Source organism: Pseudomonas sp. 15A4 (assembly GCF_016925575.1).
Classification (GTDB): Bacteria; Pseudomonadota; Gammaproteobacteria; order Pseudomonadales; family Pseudomonadaceae; genus Aquipseudomonas.
Genome location: NZ_CP068986.1, coordinates 637,344 through 662,328, shown reverse-complemented (window position 1 = coordinate 662,328; position 24,985 = coordinate 637,344). Strand labels below are relative to the sequence as shown.

The 24,985-nt window shown below is 60.0% G+C and carries 23 protein-coding genes, 1 tRNA gene and 5 pseudogenes; 12 read left to right on the top strand and 17 right to left on the bottom strand.

Going from position 1 to position 24,985, the window contains the following annotated elements; genetic code table 11:
- Window positions 1–19 precede the first annotated feature (19 nt).
- The 5 genes from JN403_RS02865 to JN403_RS02845 form a co-directional block, all read right to left on the bottom strand.
- Window positions 20–562 carry a cytochrome b/b6 domain-containing protein gene (locus JN403_RS02865; protein ID WP_275900175.1) on the bottom strand — a complete coding sequence of 181 codons (543 nt, stop codon included), beginning with the start codon at window positions 560–562 and terminating at the stop codon, window positions 20–22.
- Window positions 563–640: 78 nt separating this feature from the next.
- Window positions 641–1,147, bottom strand: coding sequence for a hypothetical protein (locus JN403_RS02860; RefSeq protein ID WP_205485153.1), 507 nt, complete (start codon window positions 1,145–1,147; stop codon window positions 641–643).
- Window positions 1,148–1,211: 64 nt separating this feature from the next.
- Window positions 1,212–1,871, bottom strand: a complete 660-nt coding sequence (locus tag JN403_RS02855; protein WP_205485150.1) for a hypothetical protein — start codon at window positions 1,869–1,871, stop codon at window positions 1,212–1,214.
- 141 nt (window positions 1,872–2,012) lie between these two features.
- Complete coding sequence (locus tag JN403_RS02850; RefSeq protein WP_192171299.1) at window positions 2,013–2,420, bottom strand: hypothetical protein; 408 nt, start codon at window positions 2,418–2,420, stop codon at window positions 2,013–2,015.
- Window positions 2,417–3,109 carry a MerR family transcriptional regulator gene (locus tag JN403_RS02845; RefSeq protein ID WP_205485148.1) on the bottom strand — a complete coding sequence of 231 codons (693 nt, stop codon included), beginning with the start codon at window positions 3,107–3,109 and terminating at the stop codon, window positions 2,417–2,419. The genes JN403_RS02850 and JN403_RS02845 overlap by 4 nt, the downstream gene beginning before the upstream one ends.
- Window positions 3,110–3,438: 329 nt before the next feature.
- On the opposite strand from JN403_RS02845, the pseudogene JN403_RS02840 reads away from it, so the two are divergent.
- Window positions 3,439–3,854, top strand: a pseudogene (locus JN403_RS02840) (glycine zipper domain-containing protein).
- A 245-nt stretch (window positions 3,855–4,099) separates the two neighbouring features.
- Here JN403_RS02840 and JN403_RS02835 read toward each other — a convergent pair.
- The 4 genes and pseudogenes from JN403_RS02835 to JN403_RS02820 form a co-directional block, all read right to left on the bottom strand.
- Window positions 4,100–4,175: transfer RNA gene (locus JN403_RS02835), tRNA-Phe, on the bottom strand.
- A 100-nt stretch (window positions 4,176–4,275) separates the two neighbouring features.
- Window positions 4,276–4,548, bottom strand: a complete 273-nt coding sequence (locus tag JN403_RS02830) for an oxidative damage protection protein (RefSeq protein ID WP_122622902.1) — start codon at window positions 4,546–4,548, stop codon at window positions 4,276–4,278.
- A pseudogene (gene mutY / locus JN403_RS02825) lies at window positions 4,545–5,611 on the bottom strand (A/G-specific adenine glycosylase). Before mutY ends, JN403_RS02830 begins: the two are co-directional and overlap by 4 nt.
- Window positions 5,612–5,762: 151 nt before the next feature.
- A complete protein-coding gene (locus JN403_RS02820; RefSeq protein WP_205485145.1) occupies window positions 5,763–7,991 on the bottom strand; it encodes an AsmA family protein in 2,229 nt (742 codons plus the stop codon).
- A 329-nt stretch (window positions 7,992–8,320) separates the two neighbouring features.
- Between JN403_RS02820 and JN403_RS02815 the strand changes: the two genes are divergently transcribed.
- The 7 genes and pseudogenes from JN403_RS02815 to JN403_RS02785 all read left to right on the top strand — a co-directional run bounded on the left by JN403_RS02815 (window position 8,321) and on the right by JN403_RS02785 (window position 14,489).
- Window positions 8,321–9,982: an OFA family MFS transporter gene (locus JN403_RS02815; RefSeq protein WP_122534021.1), complete on the top strand. Its 1,662-nt coding sequence runs from the start codon at window positions 8,321–8,323 to the stop codon at window positions 9,980–9,982.
- 286 nt (window positions 9,983–10,268) lie between these two features.
- A complete protein-coding gene (gene hisB, locus JN403_RS02810) occupies window positions 10,269–10,862 on the top strand; it encodes an imidazoleglycerol-phosphate dehydratase HisB (protein ID WP_065987388.1) in 594 nt (197 codons plus the stop codon).
- Complete coding sequence (hisH, locus tag JN403_RS02805) at window positions 10,862–11,500, top strand: imidazole glycerol phosphate synthase subunit HisH (RefSeq protein WP_205485139.1); 639 nt, start codon at window positions 10,862–10,864, stop codon at window positions 11,498–11,500. The genes hisB and hisH overlap by 1 nt, the downstream gene beginning before the upstream one ends.
- Window positions 11,500–11,760 (top strand): DUF2164 domain-containing protein, encoded by a 261-nt coding sequence (locus JN403_RS02800; protein WP_205485137.1) that lies wholly within the window; start codon window positions 11,500–11,502, stop codon window positions 11,758–11,760. Before hisH ends, JN403_RS02800 begins: the two co-directional genes overlap by 1 nt.
- Before the next feature lie 92 nt (window positions 11,761–11,852).
- A complete protein-coding gene (hisA, locus tag JN403_RS02795) occupies window positions 11,853–12,590 on the top strand; it encodes a 1-(5-phosphoribosyl)-5-[(5-phosphoribosylamino)methylideneamino]imidazole-4-carboxamide isomerase (protein ID WP_205485135.1) in 738 nt (245 codons plus the stop codon).
- Between the two features lie 168 nt (window positions 12,591–12,758).
- Window positions 12,759–13,528: pseudogene (gene hisF, locus JN403_RS02790) on the top strand (imidazole glycerol phosphate synthase subunit HisF).
- 205 nt (window positions 13,529–13,733) lie between these two features.
- Complete coding sequence (locus JN403_RS02785) at window positions 13,734–14,489, top strand: ABC transporter substrate-binding protein (RefSeq protein WP_122534015.1); 756 nt, start codon at window positions 13,734–13,736, stop codon at window positions 14,487–14,489.
- 15 nt (window positions 14,490–14,504) lie between these two features.
- Here the strand turns inward: JN403_RS02785 and JN403_RS02780 are convergent.
- The 4 genes and pseudogenes from JN403_RS02780 to gpmI all read right to left on the bottom strand — a co-directional run bounded on the left by JN403_RS02780 (window position 14,505) and on the right by gpmI (window position 19,658).
- A pseudogene (locus JN403_RS02780) lies at window positions 14,505–15,304 on the bottom strand (divergent polysaccharide deacetylase family protein).
- On the bottom strand, window positions 15,304–16,635 hold the full coding sequence (locus tag JN403_RS02775) for a S41 family peptidase (protein WP_172610385.1): 1,332 nt from the start codon (window positions 16,633–16,635) through the stop codon (window positions 15,304–15,306). Before JN403_RS02775 ends, JN403_RS02780 begins: the two are co-directional and overlap by 1 nt.
- A gap of 30 nt (window positions 16,636–16,665) precedes the next feature.
- On the bottom strand, window positions 16,666–17,985 hold the full coding sequence (locus JN403_RS02770) for a murein hydrolase activator EnvC (protein WP_205485133.1): 1,320 nt from the start codon (window positions 17,983–17,985) through the stop codon (window positions 16,666–16,668).
- Window positions 17,986–18,122: 137 nt separating this feature from the next.
- The gene (gpmI, locus tag JN403_RS02765; protein WP_205485131.1) at window positions 18,123–19,658 is read right to left on the bottom strand and encodes a 2,3-bisphosphoglycerate-independent phosphoglycerate mutase; all 1,536 of its coding nucleotides are present in this window, start codon (window positions 19,656–19,658) and stop codon (window positions 18,123–18,125) included.
- A 161-nt stretch (window positions 19,659–19,819) separates the two neighbouring features.
- Between gpmI and JN403_RS02760 the strand changes: the two genes are divergently transcribed.
- From JN403_RS02760 to secB, 3 genes are all read left to right on the top strand, one after another.
- Window positions 19,820–20,233, top strand: coding sequence for a rhodanese-like domain-containing protein (locus JN403_RS02760; RefSeq protein ID WP_122534010.1), 414 nt, complete (start codon window positions 19,820–19,822; stop codon window positions 20,231–20,233).
- 1 nt (window position 20,234) lies between these two features.
- Window positions 20,235–20,489 carry a glutaredoxin 3 gene (gene grxC, locus JN403_RS02755; RefSeq protein WP_122534009.1) on the top strand — a complete coding sequence of 85 codons (255 nt, stop codon included), beginning with the start codon at window positions 20,235–20,237 and terminating at the stop codon, window positions 20,487–20,489.
- 76 nt (window positions 20,490–20,565) lie between these two features.
- Window positions 20,566–21,060 (top strand): protein-export chaperone SecB, encoded by a 495-nt coding sequence (gene secB, locus JN403_RS02750; RefSeq protein ID WP_065987376.1) that lies wholly within the window; start codon window positions 20,566–20,568, stop codon window positions 21,058–21,060.
- Between the two features lie 76 nt (window positions 21,061–21,136).
- Here the strand turns inward: secB and trmL are convergent, their stop codons facing one another.
- Window positions 21,137–21,592 carry a tRNA (uridine(34)/cytosine(34)/5-carboxymethylaminomethyluridine(34)-2'-O)-methyltransferase TrmL gene (trmL, locus tag JN403_RS02745; protein ID WP_205485129.1) on the bottom strand — a complete coding sequence of 152 codons (456 nt, stop codon included), beginning with the start codon at window positions 21,590–21,592 and terminating at the stop codon, window positions 21,137–21,139.
- Here trmL and JN403_RS02740 point away from each other — a divergent pair.
- Entirely contained in the window at window positions 21,591–22,031 is a 441-nt protein-coding gene (locus JN403_RS02740; protein WP_205485119.1) for a hypothetical protein, read from the top strand. The genes trmL and JN403_RS02740 overlap by 2 nt on opposite strands.
- Window positions 22,032–22,393: 362 nt before the next feature.
- On the opposite strand, the gene tauD is transcribed toward JN403_RS02740, so the two are convergent.
- The 3 genes and pseudogenes from tauD to tauB all read right to left on the bottom strand — a co-directional run bounded on the left by tauD (window position 22,394) and on the right by tauB (window position 24,915).
- A complete protein-coding gene (tauD, locus tag JN403_RS02735; RefSeq protein WP_205485116.1) occupies window positions 22,394–23,227 on the bottom strand; it encodes a taurine dioxygenase in 834 nt (277 codons plus the stop codon).
- Window positions 23,228–23,282: 55 nt separating this feature from the next.
- Window positions 23,283–24,047 (bottom strand): annotated as a pseudogene (tauC, locus tag JN403_RS02730) (taurine ABC transporter permease TauC); the annotation flags it as partial.
- Window positions 24,048–24,123: 76 nt separating this feature from the next.
- Entirely contained in the window at window positions 24,124–24,915 is a 792-nt protein-coding gene (gene tauB / locus JN403_RS02725; RefSeq protein ID WP_205485108.1) for a taurine ABC transporter ATP-binding subunit, read from the bottom strand.
- Window positions 24,916–24,985: the final 70 nt, after the last annotated feature.

Genomic DNA, 24,985 nt, shown 5'->3' with positions numbered 1-24,985 from the left:
GGTGAGGAGATTCAGCGCCTTAGCTCATCCTGCTCAGCACTGATTTTCCGCGTACCTGATGCAGTACCACCGCCGCCAGATGCAGCGCCACCAACCCTGCCAATACCGCGCACAGGACGTGGTGCAGCTGATGCAGCTCCAGCAGCGCGATCTTTGAGTGAATGAGCTGTGGCAGCGGCACCAGCGCCAGCAGCATGACCGGATGGCTCATCATCAGCACCCCAGTAATCAGCACGCCCGCCACCGTCCCGTAGATCGCCTTGTGCGCAGCGCTCGCCAGTCGCGCCTGGACGTTTTTAGCGGAGTGCCGCGCAGGGGCTTTGATCGCCAGCCACAACCGCCACGCGAAGAACGGAATAAACAGACTGGTCAGCTGTGGGTTGAATGACTCAACCCACAGCCGAACTGGGTCGTTCTGATCCAGCAATGCCACGCCGAAGCCGCTGAACGTCGCCCACAGGATGACGGCAGCAGACAACCAATGCAGGACAATTCGGGTTCGGGAGTAAGCGCTCGTTTCGCCTGGTATGGGTTCAGGCGAAGGAGTGTTTGGGAGTGTCAAAACGGCTAGCCTTTAGTTGAGAAGGAGTTGCATTCTCGTAATGGCGCAAAGCTACCGTTTTGACCGGGGTCATGTAAATCAAAAAACGTTTTGAGAACGCCCGCCTGCACCTTTCGCGTTCTTTTTCTGCAGGATAACGGACGCTTCGTTGTAGGCAGTCTGGAAGGCATCGCTGCCGATCCATTCAACGGCCGCGTCTTCATCTTCCTCGTGGAAGAGCCCGCGGTAGGTAATCAGCAGGCCCATCATGAAGTCGGTCGCCGGCTCTTCGTCTTCTTCAGCAATCACCAGCTCCAGCACCGGGTATTGCAGGAAGACCACGCACAGCGCCAGCAGGCTTATCGATTCCGCCTGCTTCATTGCTTCGAACAGGTCGTCGAAATCCGCCGGGTCGAAACCGTTCTCTTCGATGTCTTTGAAATCGAATGTGCTCAGATCGATTTCGACGTCATCGAAAGGCTCGTTTACGAAGGCGTGGTTGAGCACTGGGTGAATGACGCTCGGCCGGGCCTTGCCGGAGCGGTTCTGCTTGGCCTTGGCCTTTGCACGCTGGGCGCGTTTTTGCTGTTTGTCGGGGGAGGCCATGACGGCGGTTCCTTGTGCGGTGCAGCCATTCGCATGGCCCAGGGTCATCGGGCGCGTATTGTATTCAGTCTTGAGCTGGTTCGTCGTGCTTGTTGCGGTCGATCCCCAGCATCTCCATCGTGGATTCCATCTCGATCTCGCTGAGAATGGCGCGGAACGCCTCATAGAAATCATCGTCGTGGATGCGCGCCCTGACAGTCGCCTCATCCAGTCCGTGGGCCCACATCATGTAGGCGCCCAGCGTGTTCACCAGAACGTCGAGGTAGTCGTCGAAATTGAAGTCGTAGAAGGCGTGTGCGGCTATCGGACCTTTGGCAAAGGCATCGAGCAAATCCAGGAACCCTTTCTGCTCAGCAACCTTGAGCACTTCGTAATGCGCGAGGCGTTGCTCCTGAGACGGCTCTGGCGCAGGGGACTGGTAAACCTCCATCAGCAGCATTTCGTCCTCAGTGATCGACATCTCGTCGGCTTCGCCCCTTATCACCGCCGCCACCGCTTCCCGCTCTTCTTCGTCCATGGTTTCGAGGATGTCGGGCTCCACGAAATTCTTAAGCAAGGTATCGTCGTCGAGCAACGATGCTTCGTCGTCCGAGAAGAAATCAGGCATGAAGTAATCCGGGACGATCGGGTTGGGCGTCTGCGGGTGCTGGCGAGCGACTCGCTGCTCTTTGGCTTTGGTCTTGGCGCGCTTGGCTCGTTTCTGTTGCTTGCTGACAGATGCCATCACGAAGTCCTCTAGTCGGCTCAAGCCTGCAATGTTAATAAATCACGCCCGATAAAAAACCCCTGAATATTTCGATGCAGGGGTTTTTCGGTATTTATGGTGCCCGGAGACGGAGTCGCAAGGGGTAGGTCTGATGCGGGGTTACATTTTCAATTGCTCAAACTTCCCCGGCGCTGAAAATTTCCAGGACACCTTGAATGCTGCACCGCCGGATATCAGTTCTGCCTGCCGGATGATGGCAGGCCACCATCGGACAAGATTTTCGGCCTTACTCCAGTAGGTCGTTTGACCCCATTGCCTCGCGAGACAGAAAACCGGTAGTCCGCATTCTCTGAAGGCCTGCCGCTCGGCGTTTCCCTTGGAGAACTTGTCTTGCGACACCACGGCCCATCCGCCTTCGGCAGTGAGGTCGGTAATCCAGTGGATGTCACTTGTGTCCGCTGGGAACCTGTCCCTGAGCGAGACGACGACATGGCCTTCGCCGCTGCAAAGCTCGTGCAAGGCTCTGGCAATGGACGGTGGAAGATTGTTATCGATCAGAAAATTCAAGCAGCAATCCTGTGCTCATAGGTCACCGCAGCGTCCACTGCCGCGGTGGGAATTTCGAAAATCACAGACACACGTTTTGCGTCCTGGCCTTCCGCCAGATAAGCCTGATAAATCGACGCCGTATCGACACCAGCGGAGGAGAGCACCGGTTTTCCAAAGTTACGGTTGGGGTCGAGCACAATTGCCTTGCTGCGCTTGACCGGATACCAACGCTGCGCCTTTCCCTCACCCGTATAGTCAATGCCCTCATACAGCGAAGGCGCGATTACCTGCCTGAATGCGTACTGACGTTTCGCCAGATCCAGGATCGCCTCGTCGCCAGTCTCGTCAAACACAGTGGCGAATATGCTCCTGCCGTCAGTCTGGAATCTTCTGCAGGTGAACGGATAGTGCTGGTGAAAAATTTCCTTGGCCTGTCTGGATGCTGCGCGAATAGCTTGAAGGCTTACGCCGTGCTTTCGGAAGGCATGGACAAATCTGATCTCGAGCAGGTCGTGGAAGCCAAGCAGCTTCTCATCGTTGACGCCCAGCTCAGGTAGCCACAGACCGGAATGCTCCACGCCATCCGCTTTATAGCCGAAGAGCCATCTGCGAATATCCTTGGCGGGAATGCCCGTGTAGAGGGCTGCTTCTGATGGCGTGTATACGCCGACTCCAATGAGGCGGCTCGACGTTTCGATAGTCTTCATGCACACCTCCCGTTTCCGTGGTTGCTCAAGAAGTGCATTCTGAGGTTGATCAGGGTCTCGTTCAACTGATCTTGGACGAGCGCTTAGGGGAAAATTGTAAAAAGCCGGTGCGTGGCGAATAGGAATTCCTTGTGGCTGTCCATCCCGGCGCCTGCCACCCGCCGGTAGTTCTACCTTATCAAGATTTATCCACGGCAGCCGATGAGTGGGTATGAGCATCCCGCTGGACATACTCTGAGTTGAATCTCCCTTGCCCAGTCCAGCACCGTCGTTTTAGTCCTGCTCGATGCTTCTCCGAGAGGCTACTTCACCCACTTGAGATTGAATCCATGCGAATCACTGTACCGGTACTACTTTTAGGAATGCTTAGCGCTCAATGCGCGCTGGCGGCTGGGGATGGAACATCCGCAGTGGGCGGAGGCCTAGGCGGTGCGCTTGGGAATGTCATTGGACAGCAAATGGGTGGAAGCACCGGCGCGGCGGTTGGTGCGGGTGTCGGCGGAGCCGCTGGCGGAGCTTTGGGCGCCAAAAGAGGAAGCAAGACCGAGGCGGCTATCGGCGGGGGCTGGGATCAGCGGGTGGGTCTGTCATTGGTAACCAGTTGGGTGGCTCAACAGGGTCAACCATAGGTGCCGGCTTAGGCGGCGCTGCCGGAGGCGCAGTGGGTAGCAACATGGCAGATGACGGCGGCAACAACCGGTCTCACGGCAAGCGACATGGACACAAGAAAAATAAGCATGATTGAAAGCCCGGCGATCTGCTCCCACACCTCCAATCGAGTGATCTAAGCGACGACACACGCGCGTTTGTCGGAGACGTCGGCCACCAGCTGGGCGTCTTCACACATATACGGCTCTGAGCTTACGAATCCATTCACGTCAATCAGGGCTTACAAAGAAGCGGTGGAGAATCGTGAAAAGCAAAAAGCCCGCACGAGGCGGGCTTCTTGTGTGTTTTCAGCTGTGCTTGGCATCACCTGAAAACGAAAGGTGGTGCCCAGAGACGGAATCGAACCGCCGACACGGGGATTTTCAATCCCCTGCTCTACCGACTGAGCTATCTGGGCAACGGGGCGCATTAAACGTGTTTTTCAGGAGGTCGTCAAGCATGGTGTCGAAAAAATCTGAATTATTTCCTCCGCTTACGACGACACTGTCTCCGATGGGTTATTCGGCAGGGGGAACGTAGCCGTCGGCCTTGGCGTATTCCTCGCCGGACAGGTATTTGTCCATCTCGGTCTGCAGGAATTTGCGATCTTCGGCGTTCATCATGTTCAGGCGGCGCTCGTTGATCAGCAGCGTCTGGTGTTTCTGCCAGTCGCCCCAGGCTTTCAGCGAGACGTTGTTGTAGATGTCTTCACCTTTGGCGCCCGGATACGGCGGACGGTCCAGGCCAGGCAATTCTTCTTTGTATTTGCGGCACATCACGGTGCGGGTCATGAGGACTCTCCTGCATTCAGTACGTCGGCTGCGTTTTTCAGCAGTTTCTTCACCGGGGCGGCAAGGCCCAGGCGCGGCGGGGTGGCGAGGTTATACCAGAGCCAGTCGTCCTCGGCCACGTGATGGACGGACGCGCGGACCCGGACCAGCCAGGGCTCGATAGTCAGCTGGAAGTGGCTGAACGTGTGGATCAGGCCCGGCAGGGCATGATGCTCGCCCAATTCAAGGGCGTGCTGGTCGGCCAGATGCTGCATGTCGTTGAAGTCGTCCAGCTCCGGCAAGCTCCACAGCCCGCCCCAAAGCCCGGTCGACGGGCGGCGATAGAGCAGAATCTCGCCTTCGTCGTTGGCAAAGATCGGCATCAAGGTGCGCTTTTGCGGCACGACCTTGCGCGGTTTCGGTATTGGATAGCGGGTTTCCTGACCGAGCATGTGCGCTTCGCATCCACGTTCCAGGGGGCAGAGCAGGCAACTGGGTTTGGTCCGGGTGCAAAGTGTGGCGCCCAGATCCATCATCGCCTGGGTGTAGTGATTGACCCGGCTGTGCGGCGTGTAGCGCTCTGCCGTGGCCCACATCTGCTTCGCCACCTTGGGCTCACCTGGATAGCCTTCCTGGGCGGTGAAGCGGGCGAGTACGCGCTTGACGTTGCCGTCGAGGATCGGCGCGCGCAGGCCCATGCTGATGCTGGCAATCGCGCCCGCCGTGGAGAGGCCGATACCGGGCAGCTCGACGAGCTTTTCCACGTCCCGGGGAATTCACCGCCGTGCTCGGCCACCACGATTTTCGCGGCTTTCTGCAGGTTGCGCGCGCGGGTGTAGTAACCCAGCCCGGTCCACAGATGCAGGACCTCATCTTCCGGCGCTTCGGCCAACGCCTGCACGGTGGGCAGCGAGTCCATGAATTTATCGAAATAGCCAAGCACCGTGCTGACCTGGGTTTGCTGCAGCATGATTTCCGACACCCACACACGGTAGGGGGTGATGTCGTGTTGCCAGGGAAGATCGTGACGGCCGTGGCGGTCGTACCAGTCAAGAACGGCGGAGGAGAACTGCTCGGGTTGCATCAAGGGTTCCGGTGATAAGAGAGAGTCGGGTTGCATCGCCATGTCTTGCCCGCGAGTGCGCTGGGTCAGCCACCACCATGGTGTATGACCCGACGCCTTCGCGAGCAAGCTCGCTCCCACAATTTGGAGGCGCAGCGGCTGCTGGACGGGGTTAACGCTTGAACAATCCCTTGATCGCGTCCTTGAGCTCGGGACTCACCTTGTCCCCCAGCTTTTCATCGATCTTGTCGCCGATCCGGTCGCCTGCCAGCTTGGCAGCGACCTTGCCCAGGCCGTCGTTATCCAGACGGCAGGCCTTGGCGCCCATTTCCAGCGGGCCGCGGCAGAGCACCGGCCATTCGATGCCGACAAAGCGCGGATTCACTTCGCAGGCAGGGTCCGGCATGTCGCTCTTGTCACCTTCGATGATCACGCCGACGCGGTAGTTCATGCCCATGACGCGCAGGTCGATGTCCCCATCGCCGTTGACCGTCAGGCCCGGGGTGCGGACTTTCAGGTCCGGGTTGCTGGCCACGCCGTTGCGGAACACCAGATTGCCATTCAACTGCTGGAACGGCGTGTCCTTGCCGCGCGGTTCGCCGCTCAAGCTCTTGCGATTAAGCGTCGAGATGCCGCGGCAGAGCTGCTGCTCAAGGTTGGCATTGACCAGCACGCCGTCGTTCAGCGCAAAGCTCGCGGTACCGTTGAGGCTCTCGACCAGCGCCTTCTCGCTGTTGCCTTTGGCGGTCACATCGCTGGTGAGGTTAAGCAAACCGCGCAACGGCGGCGTAGTGCCCTGGCTCTGAATGAAATGTTCCACCGGCACCTTGGCAATGCGCGTCTGAACACGTGCCAATGGCACTTCAGGGCGCGCATCCAGGTCGCCTTTCACTTCGAAGTTACCGTTGTACAGATCGCCGCGCAGGCTGCTGACCGTGATCACGCCATCAAGCGCCGAGGTTTTCAGCGCCGCATTCTGAATTGGCAGTTTCTCCAGGGTCAGCTTGCCGAAGCTCAGGTCGGCGTCGACGTCCAGTTTGCGCAGGCGCTCGAGGGGCAGCAGTTTCGCGTCGCTCCAGGCGCCTTGAGTCGGCTGATTCGGCAGAGGCGAGGTGCCCGACGCCACCATGGCTTCGGCTTCCGCGCCCTGAACTTCGACTCTGCGCGCGGCCCCGGCGCTCTTCGCCTGCTCGCCTTCGGGCTTGCGATATCGGTCGGCGTCGAACGCATCGGCCTTGAGTTGCAGGCGCAGGGATTGTTTAGCGAAGTCTTCCACGGCGACATGACCGGTGATGGTGCTGTCGTCGAGTTTCACCCTGAGGTCATCCAGCGCAACGCTAGTGGACGTCGCCTCGATGCGGGTGACCAATTCCAGTTTGTTCAGGCTGCCGTCGCCAAGGGGTGGCGCAGGTTGACCAACACCGTCGAGGAAGTCGCGCAGATTGAACTGGGCAATCGAGATACCGCCTGTAAGCTGCGGCGTCTTGTCCAGATCACGCACATGCAACTCGCCAAGAGCCCGCAGTTGATTGGCGGACAGCTTCAGATTGGTCCATTCCGCGACGTTGGCGGACATGTCTGCCAGCAATTGGCCCTGGGCCGAGAACGTCAGCGTCTTGCCCTGCAGCGGATCGCCCGCCGCTTCCCCGGAGAACCGCATGTCATCAAGCTGATAACGCTTGAGCGCGCGATCAAAACGCAGCTTGCCGGTCAGTTCGGTTTTGGTGCGCACGACGGGTTGGTTGGTGCTGAGGAACGCGGTCAGTTTCAGCGGGATATCGGTCGCGTTGTGGATCGGGCCGGTGCTCAGCTGAATGCTCTCGGCGGTGAACTGCCGGGCCTTGGGAATATCGTTGAAATCGATCCGCGCGTTGTTCACGGTCAGGCTGTCAATGTCCAGCTTGAGCGGCTGCCACTGCTTGTCGGGTTTAGCCGGCGCTGTATTGGCCGGCGCATCCGGCGTGGCGGGCGGCTGGGCTGGATTGGCCGCAGTGGCGGGGACTTTGCCGATGTCTTCCCAGTTGCCATGGCCGTTTTCGTCACGGGTCAGCGTCAGGTTCAGGCCCTCGACACGTACATCGCTCATCTGCACTTCCTTGCGCAGCAGCGGCAGAACGCGCACGGACAACCCGAGCATCTGCAGGTCGGCGAAGGGTTTGGACGGCTCGCTCAAGGTGGCAACGCTGGCATCGTGCAGCTCCAGGCCCAGCCACGGAAACAGGCTCCAGCCAATATCGCCATTGAGCGTGAGCTCGACGTGGGCGCGATCGCGAACCAGTTTTCGAATCTCGTCTTTGTAGTCGTTGGGATCAAAAAAGTGGGTCAGGGCAAAGCCGAGAGCCACGATGATCAGCAACAGCCCGAGAAGGGTGAGCCCCAGGATTTTGCCGAACGCTTTCATGGGCGAGTCCTTGTGTCGAGTCGTTCAAAATTTAGCCCGCGAGTATAGCGTCCTCACGCAGGCATCGGGTTTTGGATCGCCACAGACACCTCCGATCGAAATGTCAGCGCCTCGCACAATGACAAACGGCACGAAAAAGGTAGTAGCAGAATGCTTTCTTTTCTGTCGCAAATGGTAATCTCGCGCCGTTCGCCAGCTTTGCTGCGTCGAATTGTCACGTAAAGAGACGGTCTGCCGATAAACCACCGAGGCCTGCGTGCTTGAAGAGTGGTGGCAGAGCGATGTCGCTGTTCTTGCGGGATATAACTAAAAATTGGGGGCAACAATAAATGACTACGAGCACTGCTCTGGGCGGTACGGCCGCTCAGCCTGCGTTCTTGTCCAAAGAGCGCATTATCGCCAAACGCGGTTTCAACCGTTGGCTGGTTCCGCCAGCTGCATTGGCAATCCACCTGTGTATCGGCATGGCCTACGGCTTTTCTGTGTTCTGGCTGCCGTTGTCCAAGGCAATCGGCATCAAGACTGCTGTCGCCTGCCCGGCTGACATGGGTTTCTTCGAGCAAGTCATTTCGTCCAGTTGTGACTGGCCGATCTCCATGCTCGGCTGGATCTACACCCTGTTCTTCATTTTCCTGGGTTGCTCCGCAGCGATCTGGGGCGGCTGGCTGGAACACGCGGGCCCACGCAAGGCCGGTGTCGTATCGGCACTGTGCTGGTGTGGCGGTCTGCTGATCTCGGCGCTGGGCGTATACACGCACCAGATCTGGCTGATGTGGATCGGCTCGGGCGTGATCGGCGGTATCGGTCTTGGCCTGGGTTATATCTCGCCGGTCTCGACGCTGATCAAGTGGTTCCCGGACAAGCGCGGCATGGCGACCGGTATGGCGATCATGGGTTTCGGCGGTGGCGCGATGGTGGGTGCTCCGCTGGCAACCGCACTGATGAGCCACTTCGCCACGCCTGACAGCGTTGGTGTATGGCAGAGCTTCGCGGTGATGGCGGTGATTTACTTCATCTTCATGATCGGCGGCGCACTGTCGTACCGCGTTCCGCCTACCGGCTGGAAACCTGAAGGCTGGACCGCTCCGGCGAAGAAAGCCAACAGCGCGATGATCACCAACCGCCACGTGCACGTCAGTGTTGCGTGGAAGACGCCTCAGTTCCGTCTGGTCTGGCTGGTGCTGTGCCTGAACGTTTCGGCAGGCATCGGCATCCTCGGCATGGCTTCGCCCCTGCTGCAGGAAGTGTTCGGCGGCAAGCTGCTGGGCACCGACCAGCCGTTCGGGCAGCTGGATGCTTCGCAACTGGCGGCCATCGCGGCCATTGCGGCCGGCTTCACCGGTCTGCTGAGCCTGTTCAACATCGGCGGCCGTTTCTTCTGGGCCTCGTTCTCGGACTACATCGGCCGTAAAGCCACCTACTTCGTGTTCTTCGCACTGGGCTTCCTGCTCTACGCGTCGGTACCGACCCTGGGTCACTTGGGCAGCGTTGCGCTGTTCGTGGCGGCGTTCTGCGTCGTGCTGTCGATGTACGGCGGCGGTTTCGCCACCGTTCCGGCTTACCTGGCTGACCTGTTCGGTACGCAAATGGTCGGCGCGATTCACGGTCGTCTGCTGACTGCATGGGCTGCCGCTGGTGTGCTTGGCCCGGTATTGGTGAACTACCTGCGTGAGTACCAGCTGAGCCACGGCGTTGCTCGTGCCGATGCTTACGACATCACCTTGTACATCCTCGCGGGTCTGCTGGTGCTGGGCTTCATCTGCAACCTGCTGGTGCGCCCGGTGGCCGACAAGTACTTCATGACCGACGAGCAATTGAAGGCTGAGCAAGCCATCGGTCACGATGCCGGCGCCGATCACAGCACTTCGCTGGAATGGAAAGCGGACCCGAGCACCAAGCCACTGGCGATTCTGGCTTGGCTGGCAGTGGGCATTCCGCTGGCATGGGGCGTGTGGATCACTCTGCAGAAAACTGCGGTGTTGTTTCACTAAAAGCTGATCTGGTTAGCCTGAGATGCTTCAGGCTAACCAGAACCTGTGGGAGTGAGCGTGCTCGCGAAGGCGGTCTAACGGTCGGCAGAGATGTCGAATGTGAGGGCCTATTCGCGAGCAAGCCCGCTCCCACATTTTTTGGCTGTACGTATTCGCTTGTACACACATGTCTATCCCATGCAGCCCGCATTCCCCCCGGTCCGGCATTGCTCGCTTCATGTTTCTGTTTCCCTGCCACACGCCTATAATGGCCGCCTTTTCGCCCAATGATTTTGCGGAGCTGGTGATGGCCGAACGTATGGTGTTCGTCGAGCGCGACACTCTGGAAACCCAGATCAAAGCCTCGATCAACCTGGATGGCACAGGAAAGTCCCGATTCGACATCGGCGTTCCTTTTCTTGAACACATGCTCGACCAGATCGCCCGTCACGGGCTGATCGATCTGGACATCGAATGCAAAGGCGACCTGCATATCGACGATCACCACACCGTGGAAGACGTCGGCATCACGCTGGGTCAGGCGTTCAGCAAAGCCATCGGCGACAAAAAAGGCATCCGTCGCTACGGCCACGCCTACGTCCCGCTGGATGAAGCGCTGTCGCGCGTGGTCATCGACTTCTCCGGTCGGCCTGGCCTGCAAATGCACGTGCCGTACACCCGCGCCACCGTCGGCGGCTTTGATGTGGACCTGTTCCAGGAATTCTTCCAGGGGTTCGTCAACCACGCCAACGTCACGCTGCACATCGACAATCTGCGCGGCCACAACACTCACCACCAGATCGAAACCGTCTTCAAGGCGTTCGGCCGTGCATTGCGCATGGCGGTAGAACTGGACGACCGCATGGCCGGCCAGATGCCTTCGACCAAAGGCGTGCTGTAATGCAGACCGTTGCCGTTATCGACTATGGCATGGGCAATCTGCACTCGGTGGCCAAGGCGCTGGAGCATGTCGGCGCCGGTCGCGTGCTGATTACCAGCGATGCCGACGTCATCCGTGAAGCTGACCGTGTCGTGTTTCCCGGTGTCGGCGCGATCCGTGACTGCATGGCGGAAATTCGTCGCCTGGGCTTCGATGCCCTGGTGCGTGAAGTCAGTCAGGACCGTCCGTTTCTCGGGATCTGCGTGGGCATGCAGGCGCTGATGGAGCGCAGCGAAGAGAGCGGCGGTGTTGATTGCATCGGCACTTTCCCCGGTCAGGTGCGCTTCTTCGGCAAGGACCTCCACGAAGATGGCCAGCACCTGAAAGTCCCGCACATGGGCTGGAACGAAGTGTCGCAGGCCGTGGATCACCCGCTCTGGGCCAACATTCCGGACATGGCGCGGTTCTACTTCGTGCACAGCTATTACATCGAATCGCCCAACCCGCAGCAGATCGTCGGCCGTGGCCATTACGGTCATGATTTCGCCGCCGCATTGGCCGATGGCTCGCGCTTCGCCGTGCAGTTCCACCCCGAGAAGAGCCACACCCATGGCCTGCAGTTGCTGCAGAACTTCGCGGCATGGAACGGCCGCTGGTAATGAGCAAGAAGACCAAACCGCCGATTCTGACCCTCACTCCCGAGCAGGAGAGTGAGGCGTGCCACAGGATCAAGCGGTTCATGGAAGACCGTTTCGAGCTGGACCTGGGTTCGTTCGAAGCGGCTGAAATCCTGGAATTGTTCACCCGCGAGATCGCGCCGCATTATTACAACCGGGCGATCTTCGATGTTCAGACGCACCTCAAGGAGCGTTTCGAAAGCATCGAGAGCGACCTGTGGGCGTTGGAGAAGAGCAGCTAGAGGCGGCAAGTTTCAAGCTGCAAGAATGGTTAGATGCGCAGACTTGCAGCTTACAGCTCGCGGCGCGCAGCTCTTTTGACGAAGGAAAAAGAATGCTCATTATTCCCGCGATCGACCTTAAAGACGGCGCATGTGTACGACTGCGCCAGGGTCGGATGGAAGATTCCACGGTGTTCTCCGATGATCCGGTGAGCATGGCTGCCAAATGGGTCGAGGGCGGCTGCCGTCGCTTGCATCTGGTTGACCTGAACGGTGCGTTCGAAGGCCAGCCGGTCAATGGCGAAGTCGTGACAGCGATTGCGCGTCGTTACCCGAACCTGCCGATCCAGATCGGCGGCGGCATCCGCTCGCTGGAAACCATTGAGCACTACGTCAAAGCCGGCGTGGGTTACGTGATCATCGGTACCAAGGCGGTCAAGGACCCTGACTTCGTCGCCGAAGCCTGCCGCGCGTTCCCTGGCAAAGTGATTGTGGGCCTGGATGCCAAAGACGGCTTCGTCGCCACCGACGGCTGGGCTGAGGTCAGCACGGTGCAGGTGATCGACCTGGCCAAGCGCTTTGAAGCCGACGGCGTCTCGGCCATCGTTTATACCGACATCGCCAAAGACGGCATGATGCAGGGCTGCAACGTCCCGTTCACCGCCGCGCTGGCCGCTGCCACCCGCATTCCGGTGATCGCGTCGGGCGGCATTCATAACCTGGGCGACATCAAAGCGCTGCTCGACGCCAAGGCACCGGGCATCATCGGCGCAATCACCGGCCGTGCGATCTATGAAGGCACACTGGATGTGGCTGAAGCACAGGCGTTTTGTGATTCGTACAAAGGCTGACTGGCACGCCCCGTGTAGGGTGAGCTTGCTCGCGATAGCAGTGTGTCAGAAGTATGTTTGCTGACTGACCCGGCGCATCGCGAGCAAGCTCACTCCTACAGGGGCGTGCTTCAAATCAGAATGTTGTGATGTTGGGCAGATTCCCAACCGTTTTCGGAGAACCGGCCCATGGCCCTCGCCAAACGCATCATCCCTTGCCTCGACGTCGACAACGGCCGTGTGGTCAAGGGCGTGAAGTTCGAGAACATCCGCGACGCCGGTGATCCGGTCGAGATTGCCCGTCGTTATGACGAGCAGGGTGCCGACGAGATTACCTTCCTCGACATCACCGCCAGCGTCGACGGCCGCGACACCACGCTGCACACCGTCGAGCGCATGGCCAGTCAGGTGTTCATCCCGCTGACCGTTGGCGGCGGCGTGCGCACGGTGCAGGACATTCGCAATCTGCTCAACGCCGGTGCCGACAAGGTGTCGATCAACACCGCTGCGGTGTTCAATCCCGAGTTCGTTGGTGAAGCCGCTGCCCGTTTCGGTTCGCAGTGCATCGTCGTGGCCATTGATGCCAAACGTGTTTCGCTGCCCGGCGAAGCGCCACGCTGGGAAATCTTCACCCATGGCGGTCGCAAGCCAACCGGCCTGGACGCGGTGATGTGGGCCAAAAGATGGAAGACCTTGGCGCCGGCGAGATCCTGCTGACCAGCATGGATCAGGACGGGATGAAAAACGGCTTCGATCTCGGCGTGACCCGTGCCATCAGTGATGCGCTGGGCATCCCGGTGATTGCTTCAGGCGGCGTCGGCAATCTTGAGCACCTGGCGGCCGGCGTGCTGGAAGGCCACGCCAGCGCCGTGCTGGCGGCGAGTATTTTCCACTTTGGCGAATACACCGTGCCTGAGGCCAAGGCGTACATGGCGGCGCAAGGGATCGTGGTTCGCTGAGCCTTCGGCCGCTCAGTCCTTGTTACTTGAGGGCTGAGTCTCCGTAGGCAGGCTCACTCCCGCACGGCGGTGCCCGCATTGCGCCGAAGTGGTCTGGCGCATCGTGGCGAGCCTGCTCTGAAGGCGACCGTCCCGGTCGTCGAACTGGACTTTGCTGATCGTTAGCGGCACTCTCTTGCCGTCGTCAGGATCAGGGGCCAGGGATATGTTCAAAGGTGTTTTTCTTGCACTGATCAGCGTCGCGATAATGCTGTCAGGAGCCGCCCGGGCCGACGATACGCCGGCCTATTCAATGGTCCTGCTGACCGAAAACTTCCCGCCTTACAACATGGCTACCGACGGCAAGAATTTCGCCCAGGAAGCCAACATCAAGGGCATCGCCGTCGAAGTAGTGCGCGAGACCTTCAAGCGCGCCGGTGTCGGCTACAACATGACCTTGCGCTTTCCCTGGGATCGCATCTACAAACTGGCGCTGGAGAATCCCGGTTACGGCGTGTTCGTGACTGCGCGGTTGCCCGAGCGCGAAAAACGCTTCAAGTGGGTCGGACCGATCGGCCCGGACGACTGGATTCTGTTGGCGCGCGCTGACAGCCCGATCCAGCTGAGCACCCTTGAGGCTGCACGGTCTTACCGAATCGGTGCCTACAAGGGCGACGCCATTGCCGTGGAGCTGGCGCGTCAGGGTATGAACCCGATCACGGTGCTCAGCGATAAAGACAACGCCAGGAAGCTGGTCGATGGCCAGCTCGATCTGTGGGCCACGGGTGATCCGGCGGGTCGCTATCTGGCGCGGCAGGAGGGCATCACAGGGTTGAAAACCGTGCTGCGTTTCAACAGTGCCGAACTGTTTCTGGCATTGAACAAAGACACCCCGGACGCCGTGGTCCAACGGCTGCAGCGCGCGCTGGATCAGCTGCGCAAAGAAGGCGTGGTCGATTCGATTTTCGCCAAATATCTCTAGCGAAGCATTGTCGGCCTAGCGATAACGCCCGTTCTTTCCATGGCCGGCCATCGCCTCATTTCCGCGCTCAGTGACCATGTGGCGGATCTCGATCAGCTCTATACCTTGGGATTTAAGCTTGGGCAGCTCGCGCTCCAGGACATCGAGCGTCACCGGATAGGGATGGCCGATCATCACGGCCGAGCCTTGCTTGTGAGCGAGCTTGATCGCTGTCTGCAACTGGCCGCTGATGGCCTCGGCGGTGCGCTCGTCGTCGAGAAAAACATCGCGGGACACACTGGCCAGCCCAATCTTCTGCGCTTCAGCCGCCGCAACGGTTTTGGCGCTGGTGCGGCTGTCGACCAGAAACAAATGACGGCGCTGCAACTCGCCCACCAACCAACCCATGGCCACCGGCTCGGCCGTCATGCGGCTGCCCATGTGGTTGTTGATGCCAGCGGCGTAGGGGACTTTTAGCAGCGCGGCGTTCAGACGCGATTCGAGTTCGGGCAGCGGCAGTTCCGGATGCCAGGCGTACGGCCCGGTCGCTGGGTCCATGGGCATGTGCAGCATGACCGTCTTGCCAGCCTTGTGCGCCTGACGGGCAAAGTCCGTTGCGTGGGGCGTGTCAGGCATGATCGCCAGCGTCACGGGGCCGGGCAGGGCCAGCGCGCGGCTGTCCCTTTCAGGGTTTTGCCCGAGATCGTCGATGATCAGGCTGAGATAAGCGACCTTCGGCGCTTTGCCTGCGGTCGCTGAGGATTCAACGGGAGCTGCACGTGCAGCCCCGTAGTGACGGCAAGGGCGCAGACCAGGCCGGTTAGCCAGACGCGCATCAATTGCCGCGCGTGACGCTCAAACCCTTGAGCAAGCTGAGGGCCTGGTTCATCTGGTAGTCATCGTCCTGCGGACGCGCCTTGCCAGCCTTGGCCTTGGTGGTCGGTTTGTCCGCGCCGCCGTTGCCATTGCCCAAGTGACCGAGCAGATCGGCCTCTTTGTAGTTGTCGCCATCGGCTTCGGCCGTGAGCTTGGCGCGTTTCACTTCGATGTCCGGATTGATACCTTGGGCCTGAATCGAGCGACCGTTAGGCGTGTAATACAACGCCGTGGTGATCTTCAGCGCGCGGTCGTTGGCCAGCGGCAGAACAGTCTGCACCGAGCCTTTGCCGAACGTATCGGTCCCCATCAGGATGCCGCGCTTCTGGTCTTGCAACGCACCGGCGACGATTTCCGAAGCCGAGGCGCTGCCGCCGTTGATCAGCACCACCAGAGGCACACCTTCGCTGGCGTCAGCCGGGTCTGCCGAGAAGCGCAGTTCCGAGTTGGCAATGCGGCCTTTGGTGTAAACGATCAGGCCCTTGGTCAGGAAGTGGTCAGCCACCTCGACCGCCGACTGCAACACACCGCCCGGGTTGTTGCGCAGGTCGAGGATCAGGCCGCTCATCTTCTTGCCGTTGTCCTTGCGGAGCTTGGCCAGCGCCTTGCCGACTTCCTCACCGGTCTTGACCTGGAATTGGGTGATGCGGATGTAACCGTAACCCGGCTCCAGCATCTGCGCCTTCACGCTTTTGACCTGGATGGTTGCGCGGGCCAGCGTCACATCGAATGGAGTGCCGCCGTCACGCACCAGCGTCAGGGTGATTTTTTCGCCGATCTTGCCGCGCATTTTGTCCACGGCTTCCTGCATCGTCTGGCCCTGGGTCGGCGTGCCGTTGATTTTGACGATCAGGTCACCCGCTTCGATGCCAGCTTTGGACGCAGGGGTGTCATCGATGGGGGAGACAACTTTTACAAAGCCGTCTTCGACGCCCACTTCGATACCCAGCCCGCCGAACTCGCCACTGGTGCTTTCCTGCAGCTCCTGGAAATCTTCAGGGCCCAGGTAAGCGGAGTGCGGATCAAGGTTGCTGAGCATGCCTTTGATAGCGTTTTCCAGCAGGGTCTTATCATCCACGGGCTCGACGTACGCGGCTTTGATCCGGTCCATGACCTCGGCGAAGGTGCGCAGCTCGTCGAGCGGCAGCGGCGCCTTGATGTTCGCGGCGTTGGCGGGCGCAGTGGCGGCAGGCGCAGCAGCAGGGGCGGCGCCGGCAGCCTGGGCCAGAGGAGCGCCGATAACCACGGCGATAGTCAGGGCCAGCGAGGTGAGGCGGGACGAAAACAGCATGTCTTACGAACTCCTGAGTGAGGTGTCGACTTATCCTTGAGTGCGACACCATTGGGCCGGATCACTAGGGCGACCCTGCTGACGAATAGCGAAATACAACGCCGGAGTGTCCTGACCACCACCGCTGTTACCAACAGTAGAGATCGCGTCTCCGGCTTTTACGACGTCCCCGGCCTCTTTCAACAGGCTCTGGTTGTGACCGTACAAACTCAAATAACCATTGCCGTGGTCGAGAATGACCAGAAGCCCGGCGCCGCGCAACCAGTCGGCGAAGACCACCCGACCACCGTGCACCGCACGAACCTGGCTGCCTGCAGCCGCACTGATCATCACGCCATCCCACTTGGTGCGCTCGTCATCGCCACGGCTTTCGCCGAATCGCGCCAACAATCGACCATCGACGGGCCAAGGAAGTTTTCCCCTTGCTTGCTCAAAAGCGCCGCCATACGACTGACCGGCACTGGAAACCATCGCGCCGGGCGCTTTGATCGGACGACGCGGGGCCACATCGCTGTCGTCTTTCGCATCGTCTTTGGCCCGGTTCTTCGCCAGCGCTTCTTGCTCGCGCTGACGTTTTTCGGCTTCCTGCTGCGCGAGCAATGCCTTCTGGCGAGCCTCTTCGGCTTCGCGAGCCTGGCGGGCGAGGGTTTCTTCGATGGTCTTGAGAACCTTGGTCAGGTCGGCCTGATCCTGCTGCCGCGACTGAAGCTTCTGGTCGCGAACCTTGTAATCCTGATTCAGCTTGGCCAGTGCCACCTGACGTTCCTGGCGCACGGTATCGAGCTGGGCTTTCTGGTCATCCAGCGAACTCTTCTGCACCAGCAGCTGCGCTTGCTGCAGGTCGATGTCTTTCTCGACGCCGGCCAGCTGGTGCAAGGTTTCATTGAAGTTGCGCAACTGCTCCAGGCGGGCCTGGCTCAGGTAATCGTAATAGGTGAGGGTGCGGGCGAATTTTTCGGGGTTCTGCTGATTGAGCAGCAGTTTGAGGTATTCCTGGCGGCCGCTCTGGTAGGCAGCGCGGGCTTGAATCGCGATCAGTCGTTGCTGTTCAACGCGTGCGCTCTGGAGTTTTTTTCTCCTGGTCGAGCCGTTGCAGCTCGCTTTCAGTCTTTTTAGTTCTTTTTGCAGGGCCTCCACCTGCTTTTCCAGCTTGCCCATTTGAGTTTCAGTGGAGCGCAGGTCTTTCTGGACGCCGGATTTTTCTTCCTGCAACTGGCTTAGCGCTTTTTTCAGTTCGGTGATGTCCTGACGCGTGGCATCCAGCTGTTTCTGCGTCTGTGCGCGATCATCGTCGGCGAAGGCCGGATTGAGCAGACAAATCAAGGCGAGGGTGATCAGGGCGCGAAGCATGAGGTTGGGCGACACCAGGAGTAAAGACCGGCCTAGTATGCCCGGCGGTGGCTTCAAAAAAACGCTCGGACGACGTGGCCGTCAGACATTTCATACAAAACCGGCCCGTCAGCGACTGGCGGACCGGTTCGAGAGGCTTACTTGGCGACCAGAATCGGCGTACCGGTCATTTCGGTCGGGATTTCCATGCCGAGCAGCATCAGCATGGTCGGTGCCACGTCGGCCAACACGCCGCCTTCGCGCACCTTCAGATCACGCTTGCCGACATAAACGAAAGGCACCGGCTCAGTGGTGTGGGCAGTGTGAGGCTGGTGGGTCTCCTCGTTGGTCATCTGTTCGACGTTGCCGTGGTCGGCGGTGATCAGCGCTTCGCCGCCGACTTTTTCCAGCGCCTGAGTGATGCGGCCGACGCAGATGTCCAGGCACTCAACGGCCTTGACCGCTGCTTCCATGATCCCGCTATGGCCGACCATGTCGCCGTTGGCGTAATTGACCACGATCACGTCATAACGCTGATGCTCGATGGCGTCGACGATTCGGTCGGTGACTTCCGGCGCGCTCATTTCCGGCTGCAGGTCGTAAGTGGCCACTTTTGGTGAAGGGATCAGGATGCGCTCTTCGCCGGGGAAGGGTTCTTCACGGCCGCCGGAGAAGAAGAACGTCACGTGGGCGTATTTTTCGGTTTCGGCGATGCGCAGCTGCGTTTTGCCGTTGTTCGAGAGGTATTCCCCGAGCACGTTGTGCAGGCCGGCCTTTTCGAACGCCGCCGGCGCGTCGATGGTGGCTGCGTACTTGGTCAGCGTGACGAAGCCGGCCAGTCTGGCCTGACGACGACGGGCGAAGTCCGCGAAATCGTCTTCGACGAATACGCGGGTCAGTTCGCGGGCACGGTCGGAGCGGAAGTTCATGAACACCACCGCGTCGCCGTCTTCGACTGTCACCGGCGCGCCGATGCTGGTGGCTTTGACGAACTCGTCGTTCTCGCCGCGCTCATAAGCGGCGTCCAGCGCGGCCTTGGCGTTGTCGGCGTGGAATTCCGAGGTGCCGTCAACGATCAGGTTGTAGGCGGATTCGACACGGTCCCAGCGATTGTCGCGGTCCATGGCGAAGTAACGGCCGATGATCGTGGCGGTGCGCCCTTTGCCCACGCGCGCGTAGGCCGTTTCCATGGTCTGCAGGTATTGATGGGCACTGCGCGGTGGCGTGTCGCGGCCATCGAGGAAGGCGTGCAGGTAAATCTTGTCGGCGCCACGCTTGGCGGCCAGCTCGACCATCGCCACCAGGTGATCTTCATGGCTGTGAACGCCGCCGTCGGACAGCAGGCCAAGGATGTGCACGGCCTTGCCAGCGGCTACGGCCTTGTCGACCGCTGTACAGATAGCCGGGTTCTCGAAGAACTCACCGTCGCGGATCGCTTTGGTCACGCGGGTGAAATCCTGATACACCACGCGGCCGGCGCCCAGGTTCATGTGGCCGACTTCGGAGTTGCCCATCTGCCCGTCAGGCAGACCGACATCCATGCCGGACCCGGAGATCAAGCCGTTTGGCATGGTCTGGTACAAGCGATCGAAGACCGGCATCTTCGCTGCGTAGACCGCATTGCCGTGGTGGCTGTCGCTGTGACCGAAGCCGTCAAGGATGATCAGAACCAGAGGTTTAGGCGTGGTAGTCATGAATCCCACTCTTGGCTAATAGGTGAAGTAGAAAAAAGATCGACAGTTTAGGGACAAGTTCAAATCAGCAACAAGCTAAACGACGTCACTGCCGTACGGGCTTTGGCCCACCTTGGGGGCTGTGTATACTGGCCGACATTTTAACGCCCTGGAACCCGATGATGGTTGCTCACCTGATTGAATTTGCCACGAATCACTATTTGCTGACGGGTGCTTTCGTCATCCTGCTGGGCCTTCTGATCGCAACCGAGCTTAGCAAAGGCGGCCGCAGCCTGAGCACCGGCGAATTGACCGCCCTGGTCAACCGCGATGAAGCCGTTGTCATCGACGTCCGCGCCAAGAAAGACTTCACTGCCGGCCACATCGTCGGCGCCGTGAACTTCCCCCAAGACAAAATCCTGACCCGCACGGCGGAGCTCGAGAAATTCAAGCCTAAAACCCTGATCATCGTCGACGCCGCTGGCCAGCACGCCGGCCATACCGCCCGTGAACTGCTAAAGGTGGGCTTCAATGCCGCCAAGCTGTCCGGTGGTATTTCGTCGTGGCGCGGTGACAACCTGCCGCTGGTGAAGTGAAATGACCGACGTCGTCGTCTACTCCAGCGATTATTGCCCTTATTGCTCCCGCGCCAAGTCGCTGCTGGCGGGCAAGGGTGTCGGCTTCCAAGAGATCAAGGTCGACGGCAAGCCACAGATTCGCGCTGAAATGACCAAGAAAGCCGGGCGTACCTCGGTTCCGCAGATATGGATCGGCTCGGTCCATGTGGGCGGTTGCGATGACCTGTTCGCGCTGGAGCGCGCCGGCAAGCTGGACAAGCTGCTGAGCGCCTGAATTCGAACCGGAATGTGGAAACGATGGTTTTTTGCACAGCCCGGAAGCCTACAAGACCTCAATGTAAGGATTTGAGATGACTGATCAACCGAATAACGGCGCCATTTCCAACGAAGAAGAAGCACCGCAGTTTTCCCTGCAACGCATCTACGTCCGCGACCTGTCGTTTGAAGCGCCAAAAAGCCCGGCGATCTTCCGTCAGGAATGGACCCCGAGCGTCAGCCTGGACCTGAACACCCGTCAGAAGCAGCTGGAAAATGACTTCTACGAAGTCGTGCTGACCCTGTCGGTCGAAGTGAAGAACGGCGAAGAAATCGCGTTCATCGCTGAAGTGCAGCAAGCCGGTATCTTCCTGATCAAGGGCCTGGATGCCAGCTCGATGAGCCACACCCTGGGCGCGTTCTGCCCGAACATCCTCTTCCCGTACGCTCGCGAAACCATCGACAGTCTGGTTGTCCGTGGCTCGTTCCCTGCGCTGATGCTGGCCCCGGTGAACTTCGACGCCCTGTACGCGCAAGAACTGCAACGCATGCAGGAAAGCGGCGAAACGCCAACGCCTACCGTTCAGTAAGCGTTGTCGCTGCAATAAAAAAGCGCCTGTAATGGGCGCTTTTTTGTGGGCGGCATTCGACGGTGCTGCGGGTGGGTTACTTGAAGCCCAACTGCCGCCAGCCTTCGTACACCGCCACTGCGACGGTATTCGACAGATTCAGACTGCGGCAACCTTCGCGCATCGGCAGGCGCAGGCGTTGGTCGCTCGACAGCGGATCCAGCACCTCCGGCGGCAGCCCTCGGCTTTCCGGGCCGAAAAGGAAAGCATCGCCCTCCTGGAATTGCGCATCGTGGAAAACCCGCGAGCCCTTTGTGGTAAAAGCAAACAGCCGAGGCTGGCCGATGGTTTCAAGGCAACTTGGCAGGTCGGCGTGACGATGCAGCGTGGCGTATTCGTGGTAATCAAGGCCGGCTCGACGCAGGCGCTTGTCATCCAGCTCGAAACCCAGCGGCTCGATCAAATGCAGGCTGCAGCCGCTATTGGCGCAGAGCCTGATGATGTTGCCGGTATTCGGCGGAATTTCTGGTTGAAAAAGGATCACGTGAAACATGCACGGCTCCGAACGAAAGGACGGGATGCATTCTACCCCTGAAGAAGACCCCAGGCCGAAGCTATGGCCCAAGTTTCTGGGCTCGGTGGCGATTGTTGGTGTGATGGTCGGGCTGATGATCGGCCGCGTGACGACCCCGGACCCCATCCAGCTGCAAACCATTGAAGTGCTGCCTAACGGCGTTGCCGTGTGGTTTAACCGCGAGCCGCAGCTTCATGGTGAACACATCGATGGCGCGGTGGCGTTGCTGTTCAACGCCCAGGGTCAGGCGCACAAAGGCGAACTGAAGCTCAACGGCAAAGATGTGCGCTGGAGGGTGCAACGAAGTGACAAGGGGTTGTTGCTGAACTTGCTGGCGGCCCGTCCTCTGCACGGCGACTGGCGCGGTGCGACCCAGGACGGGCGCTGGAGACTGGAGGTCAGTCTCCGGGAGGAATAAAAGAGGGGAATCCCCGGCCTGCCTGTACCAAGGTCCCCAAAACTGGTGATGTATAACCTATTGCAGCGTGCGTGCCAGTTTTGGGAAATGTCCGTAGGAATATTCGTAATGTCTTACAGGCGCCCGGTTTAGGGCCTTGTAGGCCGCGCCATTTCACTGCCTGCATCTAGGTGAGGTTCGAATCCGCTTTCGGAGTTGGACGTTTGGTGAGCGTTTTTGCACGCTATTCGCGCATTTGCCCGTGCTGACTAACCAAAGTGATGCACGCCCTAAAGCGGCCACAAGTCTACGGCACACCTACCGGCTTCTTCCCGGCTGAAGCCGGTCCTACTAAAAGCATCAGCGCGCTTGCCGGCGTCTTGTTAAAACGGCGCATCACCCAGAATCGTCGCGCGGTGCATCACTCGGCGCTGCGGCCGGTAATCGTCGACCGCGTAATGCTGAGTCACGCGGTTGTCCCACATGGCCACGTCGTTTGCCTGCCAGCGCCAGCGCAGGGTGAACTCCGGTCGCGTGCCGTGGGCGAACAGCAATTTCAAAATGGCCTCACTCTCGGCAGCTTCCAGTTCATTGATCCGCGTGGTGAAACCCTCGTTGACGAACAACGCCTTGCGACCGCTGACCGGGTGCGTGCGAATCACCGGGTGCGACAGCGGCGGGTTCTTGCGGCGGGTCTCCTCCCAGCGCGCGAGGTCTTCAGCCGTATTGCCAAAGCGCTCCAGCGGAAATGACCGGGTGAAGTCATGGGTCGCGGTCAAGCCGTCGAGCAACGTCTGCATCGGCCGGGACAGCGCTTCGAAGGCCGCGATGCCGCTCGCCCACAACGTATCGCCACCGTAAGCCGGCACCTGCTTGGCGCTGAGGACTGCGCCCAGCGCGGGCGTCGGTAGAAAGGTGACATCGGTGTGCCAGACGGCGTTGTCGCGCACGTCAGTGACCGCGGTATCGAGAATCAGCACTTCAGGCTGTTCCGGCACGTTGGGGTAGATCGGATGGATGTGCAGGTCACCAAAGTTGGCGGCGAATCGCGCCTGTTGCTGCGGCGTGATCGGCTGATCGCGGAAGAACAGCACCTGATGATCAAGCAGCGCCCGTTCAATGACGTTGCGTTGCTCACCGGTCAGGTCGCGGTTTAGGTCAATGCCGCTGATCTGTGCGCCCAATGCCGGGCTGAGCGGGTGGATGTCGATGCTCATGGTGTTCTCGTGTATTAGGCGCCGAGGTGTCGGCGTAGTCAGTAATGTCCGGGATTCAGTGGTTCTGGCCGTGCCATGGCACAAGCTTGCGTTGCAGCGCGCGCAGGCCCATCTCCAGCGCGAAGGCGATCAGCGCGATGACCAAAATTCCCAGCACCACCACATCGGTCACCAGAAACTGCGCAGCGGACTGAACCATGAAACCCAGGCCACTGGTGGCGGCAATCAACTCGGCTGCCACCAGCGTCGACCAACCCACGCCCAGGCCGATGCGCACGCCGGTGAGAATGTCGGGCAGGGCGCTGGGCAGGATGACGTGGCGGATGAGCTGCCAGCGGCTGGCGCCAAGGGATTGAGCCGCGCGCAGTTTCGTCTTGTCGACCGTGCGCACGCCTGTCGCAGTGGCAATCGCAACGGGCGCGAAGATCGCCAGATAAATCAGCAGGACCTTGGAGAACTCGCCAATGCCGCACCAGATCACGATCAACGGCAGGTAGGCCAGCGGCGGCACCGGGCGGTAGAACTCGATCAGCGGGTCGAAAATCCCACGCGCGATGCGGTTATGACCGATGGCAATACCAACGGGAATGGCCGTCAGCACGGCGAAGAACAGCGCCAGTCCGATGCGTTGCAAACTCGCCCCCAAGTGCTGCCACAGCGTGGAGTCCATGTAGCCTTTGGTCATCAACAACCAGGCTTTTTCCAGCACGGCGGACGGGGGCGGGAGGAACAGCGGTTCGACCCATTCAAAGGCTGTGACGAGCCACCAACTGCCCAGCAGGACAGCGAGGGTCAACACGCTGATGGTGCGAGTGCTCACATGGAAGGAGGAGGGTGGCGCGGCGCGGTCTTCAACGGCGCGCGAGTGAGTGTCGGCTCCGGCGATTGATAAAGACTCATGCCCGTTGCTCCCGAACGCCTTGCCGCTGGGAAAAGACTCGAGCCAACACGTGCTCGCGGGTTTCGATGAAACGAGGGTCGGACTTGATGGCTCTGGCCGATTCACCTGCGCTGTAACGCTGACCGAAGTCGAGCTTCAGGTGCTCGACGATCTGACCAGGGTTCGGCGCAAGCAGAATCAGATCGGTCGACAGGAACACCGCCTCTTCAATGTCGTGGGTGATCAGGAAGACCGGCTTGGCGCTGCGTTGCCACACCTGCAGCAGCAGCTCTTGCATCTGTTCACGGGTAAAGGCGTCCAGCGCGCCGAAAGGCTCGTCCATCAGCAGCACCCGCGGATCGGCCGCCAGCGCCCGGGCGAGGCCCACCCGTTGTTTCTGCCCGCCGGACAATTCCCAGATACGCCGCTTCTCGAAACCGGCGAGATCGACCAGCGCCAGCATGTCCCGCGCTTTCGTCTCACGTTTGTCCCGGGGCACGCCCGCCAGCTCAAGTCCGAATGCCACATTGGTCAACACGTCCTGCCAAGGCAGCAAAGCATCATCCTGAAACACCACGCCGCGCTCGGCGCTGGGCCCGTTAACCGGTGCGCCATCAAGGGTGATGCGGCCTGCGCTGGGCGTGACGAACCCGGCAATCAGGTTCAACAACGAAGTCTTGCCGCTGCCGGATGGGCCCAGGGCAACCAGCAGCTGCTGCGGACCGAGGGTCAGGGAAATATCCGACAGCACCGGTTCGGCCGCACCGGGATACTGTGCGCTAATGCGCTCCAGCTGTAACAAAGCCATGGCGTGGACTCCGCTTTAATAGATGTGCGCGAGCGGCAGGGCCGTCGAAGCCGGCGCGGTATCGGGTGGA

Coding starts and splice junctions, on each gene's coding strand:
- JN403_RS02860 (WP_205485153.1), bottom strand. CDS start 1,147: ATGGCCTCCCCCGACAAACAGCAAAAACGCGCCCAGCGTGCAAAGGCC.
- JN403_RS02855 (WP_205485150.1), bottom strand. CDS start 1,871: ATGGCATCTGTCAGCAAGCAACAGAAACGAGCCAAGCGCGCCAAGACC.
- JN403_RS02845 (WP_205485148.1), bottom strand. CDS start 3,109: ATGAAGACTATCGAAACGTCGAGCCGCCTCATTGGAGTCGGCGTATAC.
- JN403_RS02830 (WP_122622902.1), bottom strand. CDS start 4,548: ATGACCCGCACCGTGATGTGCCGCAAATACAAAGAAGAATTGCCTGGC.
- JN403_RS02820 (WP_205485145.1), bottom strand. CDS start 7,991: ATGAAAGCGTTCGGCAAAATCCTGGGGCTCACCCTTCTCGGGCTGTTG.
- JN403_RS02815 (WP_122534021.1), top strand. CDS start 8,321: ATGACTACGAGCACTGCTCTGGGCGGTACGGCCGCTCAGCCTGCGTTC.
- hisB (WP_065987388.1), top strand. CDS start 10,269: ATGGCCGAACGTATGGTGTTCGTCGAGCGCGACACTCTGGAAACCCAG.
- hisH (WP_205485139.1), top strand. CDS start 10,862: ATGCAGACCGTTGCCGTTATCGACTATGGCATGGGCAATCTGCACTCG.
- JN403_RS02800 (WP_205485137.1), top strand. CDS start 11,500: ATGAGCAAGAAGACCAAACCGCCGATTCTGACCCTCACTCCCGAGCAG.
- hisA (WP_205485135.1), top strand. CDS start 11,853: ATGCTCATTATTCCCGCGATCGACCTTAAAGACGGCGCATGTGTACGA.
- JN403_RS02785 (WP_122534015.1), top strand. CDS start 13,734: ATGTTCAAAGGTGTTTTTCTTGCACTGATCAGCGTCGCGATAATGCTG.
- JN403_RS02775 (WP_172610385.1), bottom strand. CDS start 16,635: ATGCTGTTTTCGTCCCGCCTCACCTCGCTGGCCCTGACTATCGCCGTG.
- JN403_RS02770 (WP_205485133.1), bottom strand. CDS start 17,985: ATGCTTCGCGCCCTGATCACCCTCGCCTTGATTTGTCTGCTCAATCCG.
- gpmI (WP_205485131.1), bottom strand. CDS start 19,658: ATGACTACCACGCCTAAACCTCTGGTTCTGATCATCCTTGACGGCTTC.
- JN403_RS02760 (WP_122534010.1), top strand. CDS start 19,820: ATGGTTGCTCACCTGATTGAATTTGCCACGAATCACTATTTGCTGACG.
- grxC (WP_122534009.1), top strand. CDS start 20,235: ATGACCGACGTCGTCGTCTACTCCAGCGATTATTGCCCTTATTGCTCC.
- secB (WP_065987376.1), top strand. CDS start 20,566: ATGACTGATCAACCGAATAACGGCGCCATTTCCAACGAAGAAGAAGCA.
- JN403_RS02740 (WP_205485119.1), top strand. CDS start 21,591: ATGCACGGCTCCGAACGAAAGGACGGGATGCATTCTACCCCTGAAGAA.
- trmL (WP_205485129.1), bottom strand. CDS start 21,592: ATGTTTCACGTGATCCTTTTTCAACCAGAAATTCCGCCGAATACCGGC.
- tauD (WP_205485116.1), bottom strand. CDS start 23,227: ATGAGCATCGACATCCACCCGCTCAGCCCGGCATTGGGCGCACAGATC.
- tauB (WP_205485108.1), bottom strand. CDS start 24,915: ATGGCTTTGTTACAGCTGGAGCGCATTAGCGCACAGTATCCCGGTGCG.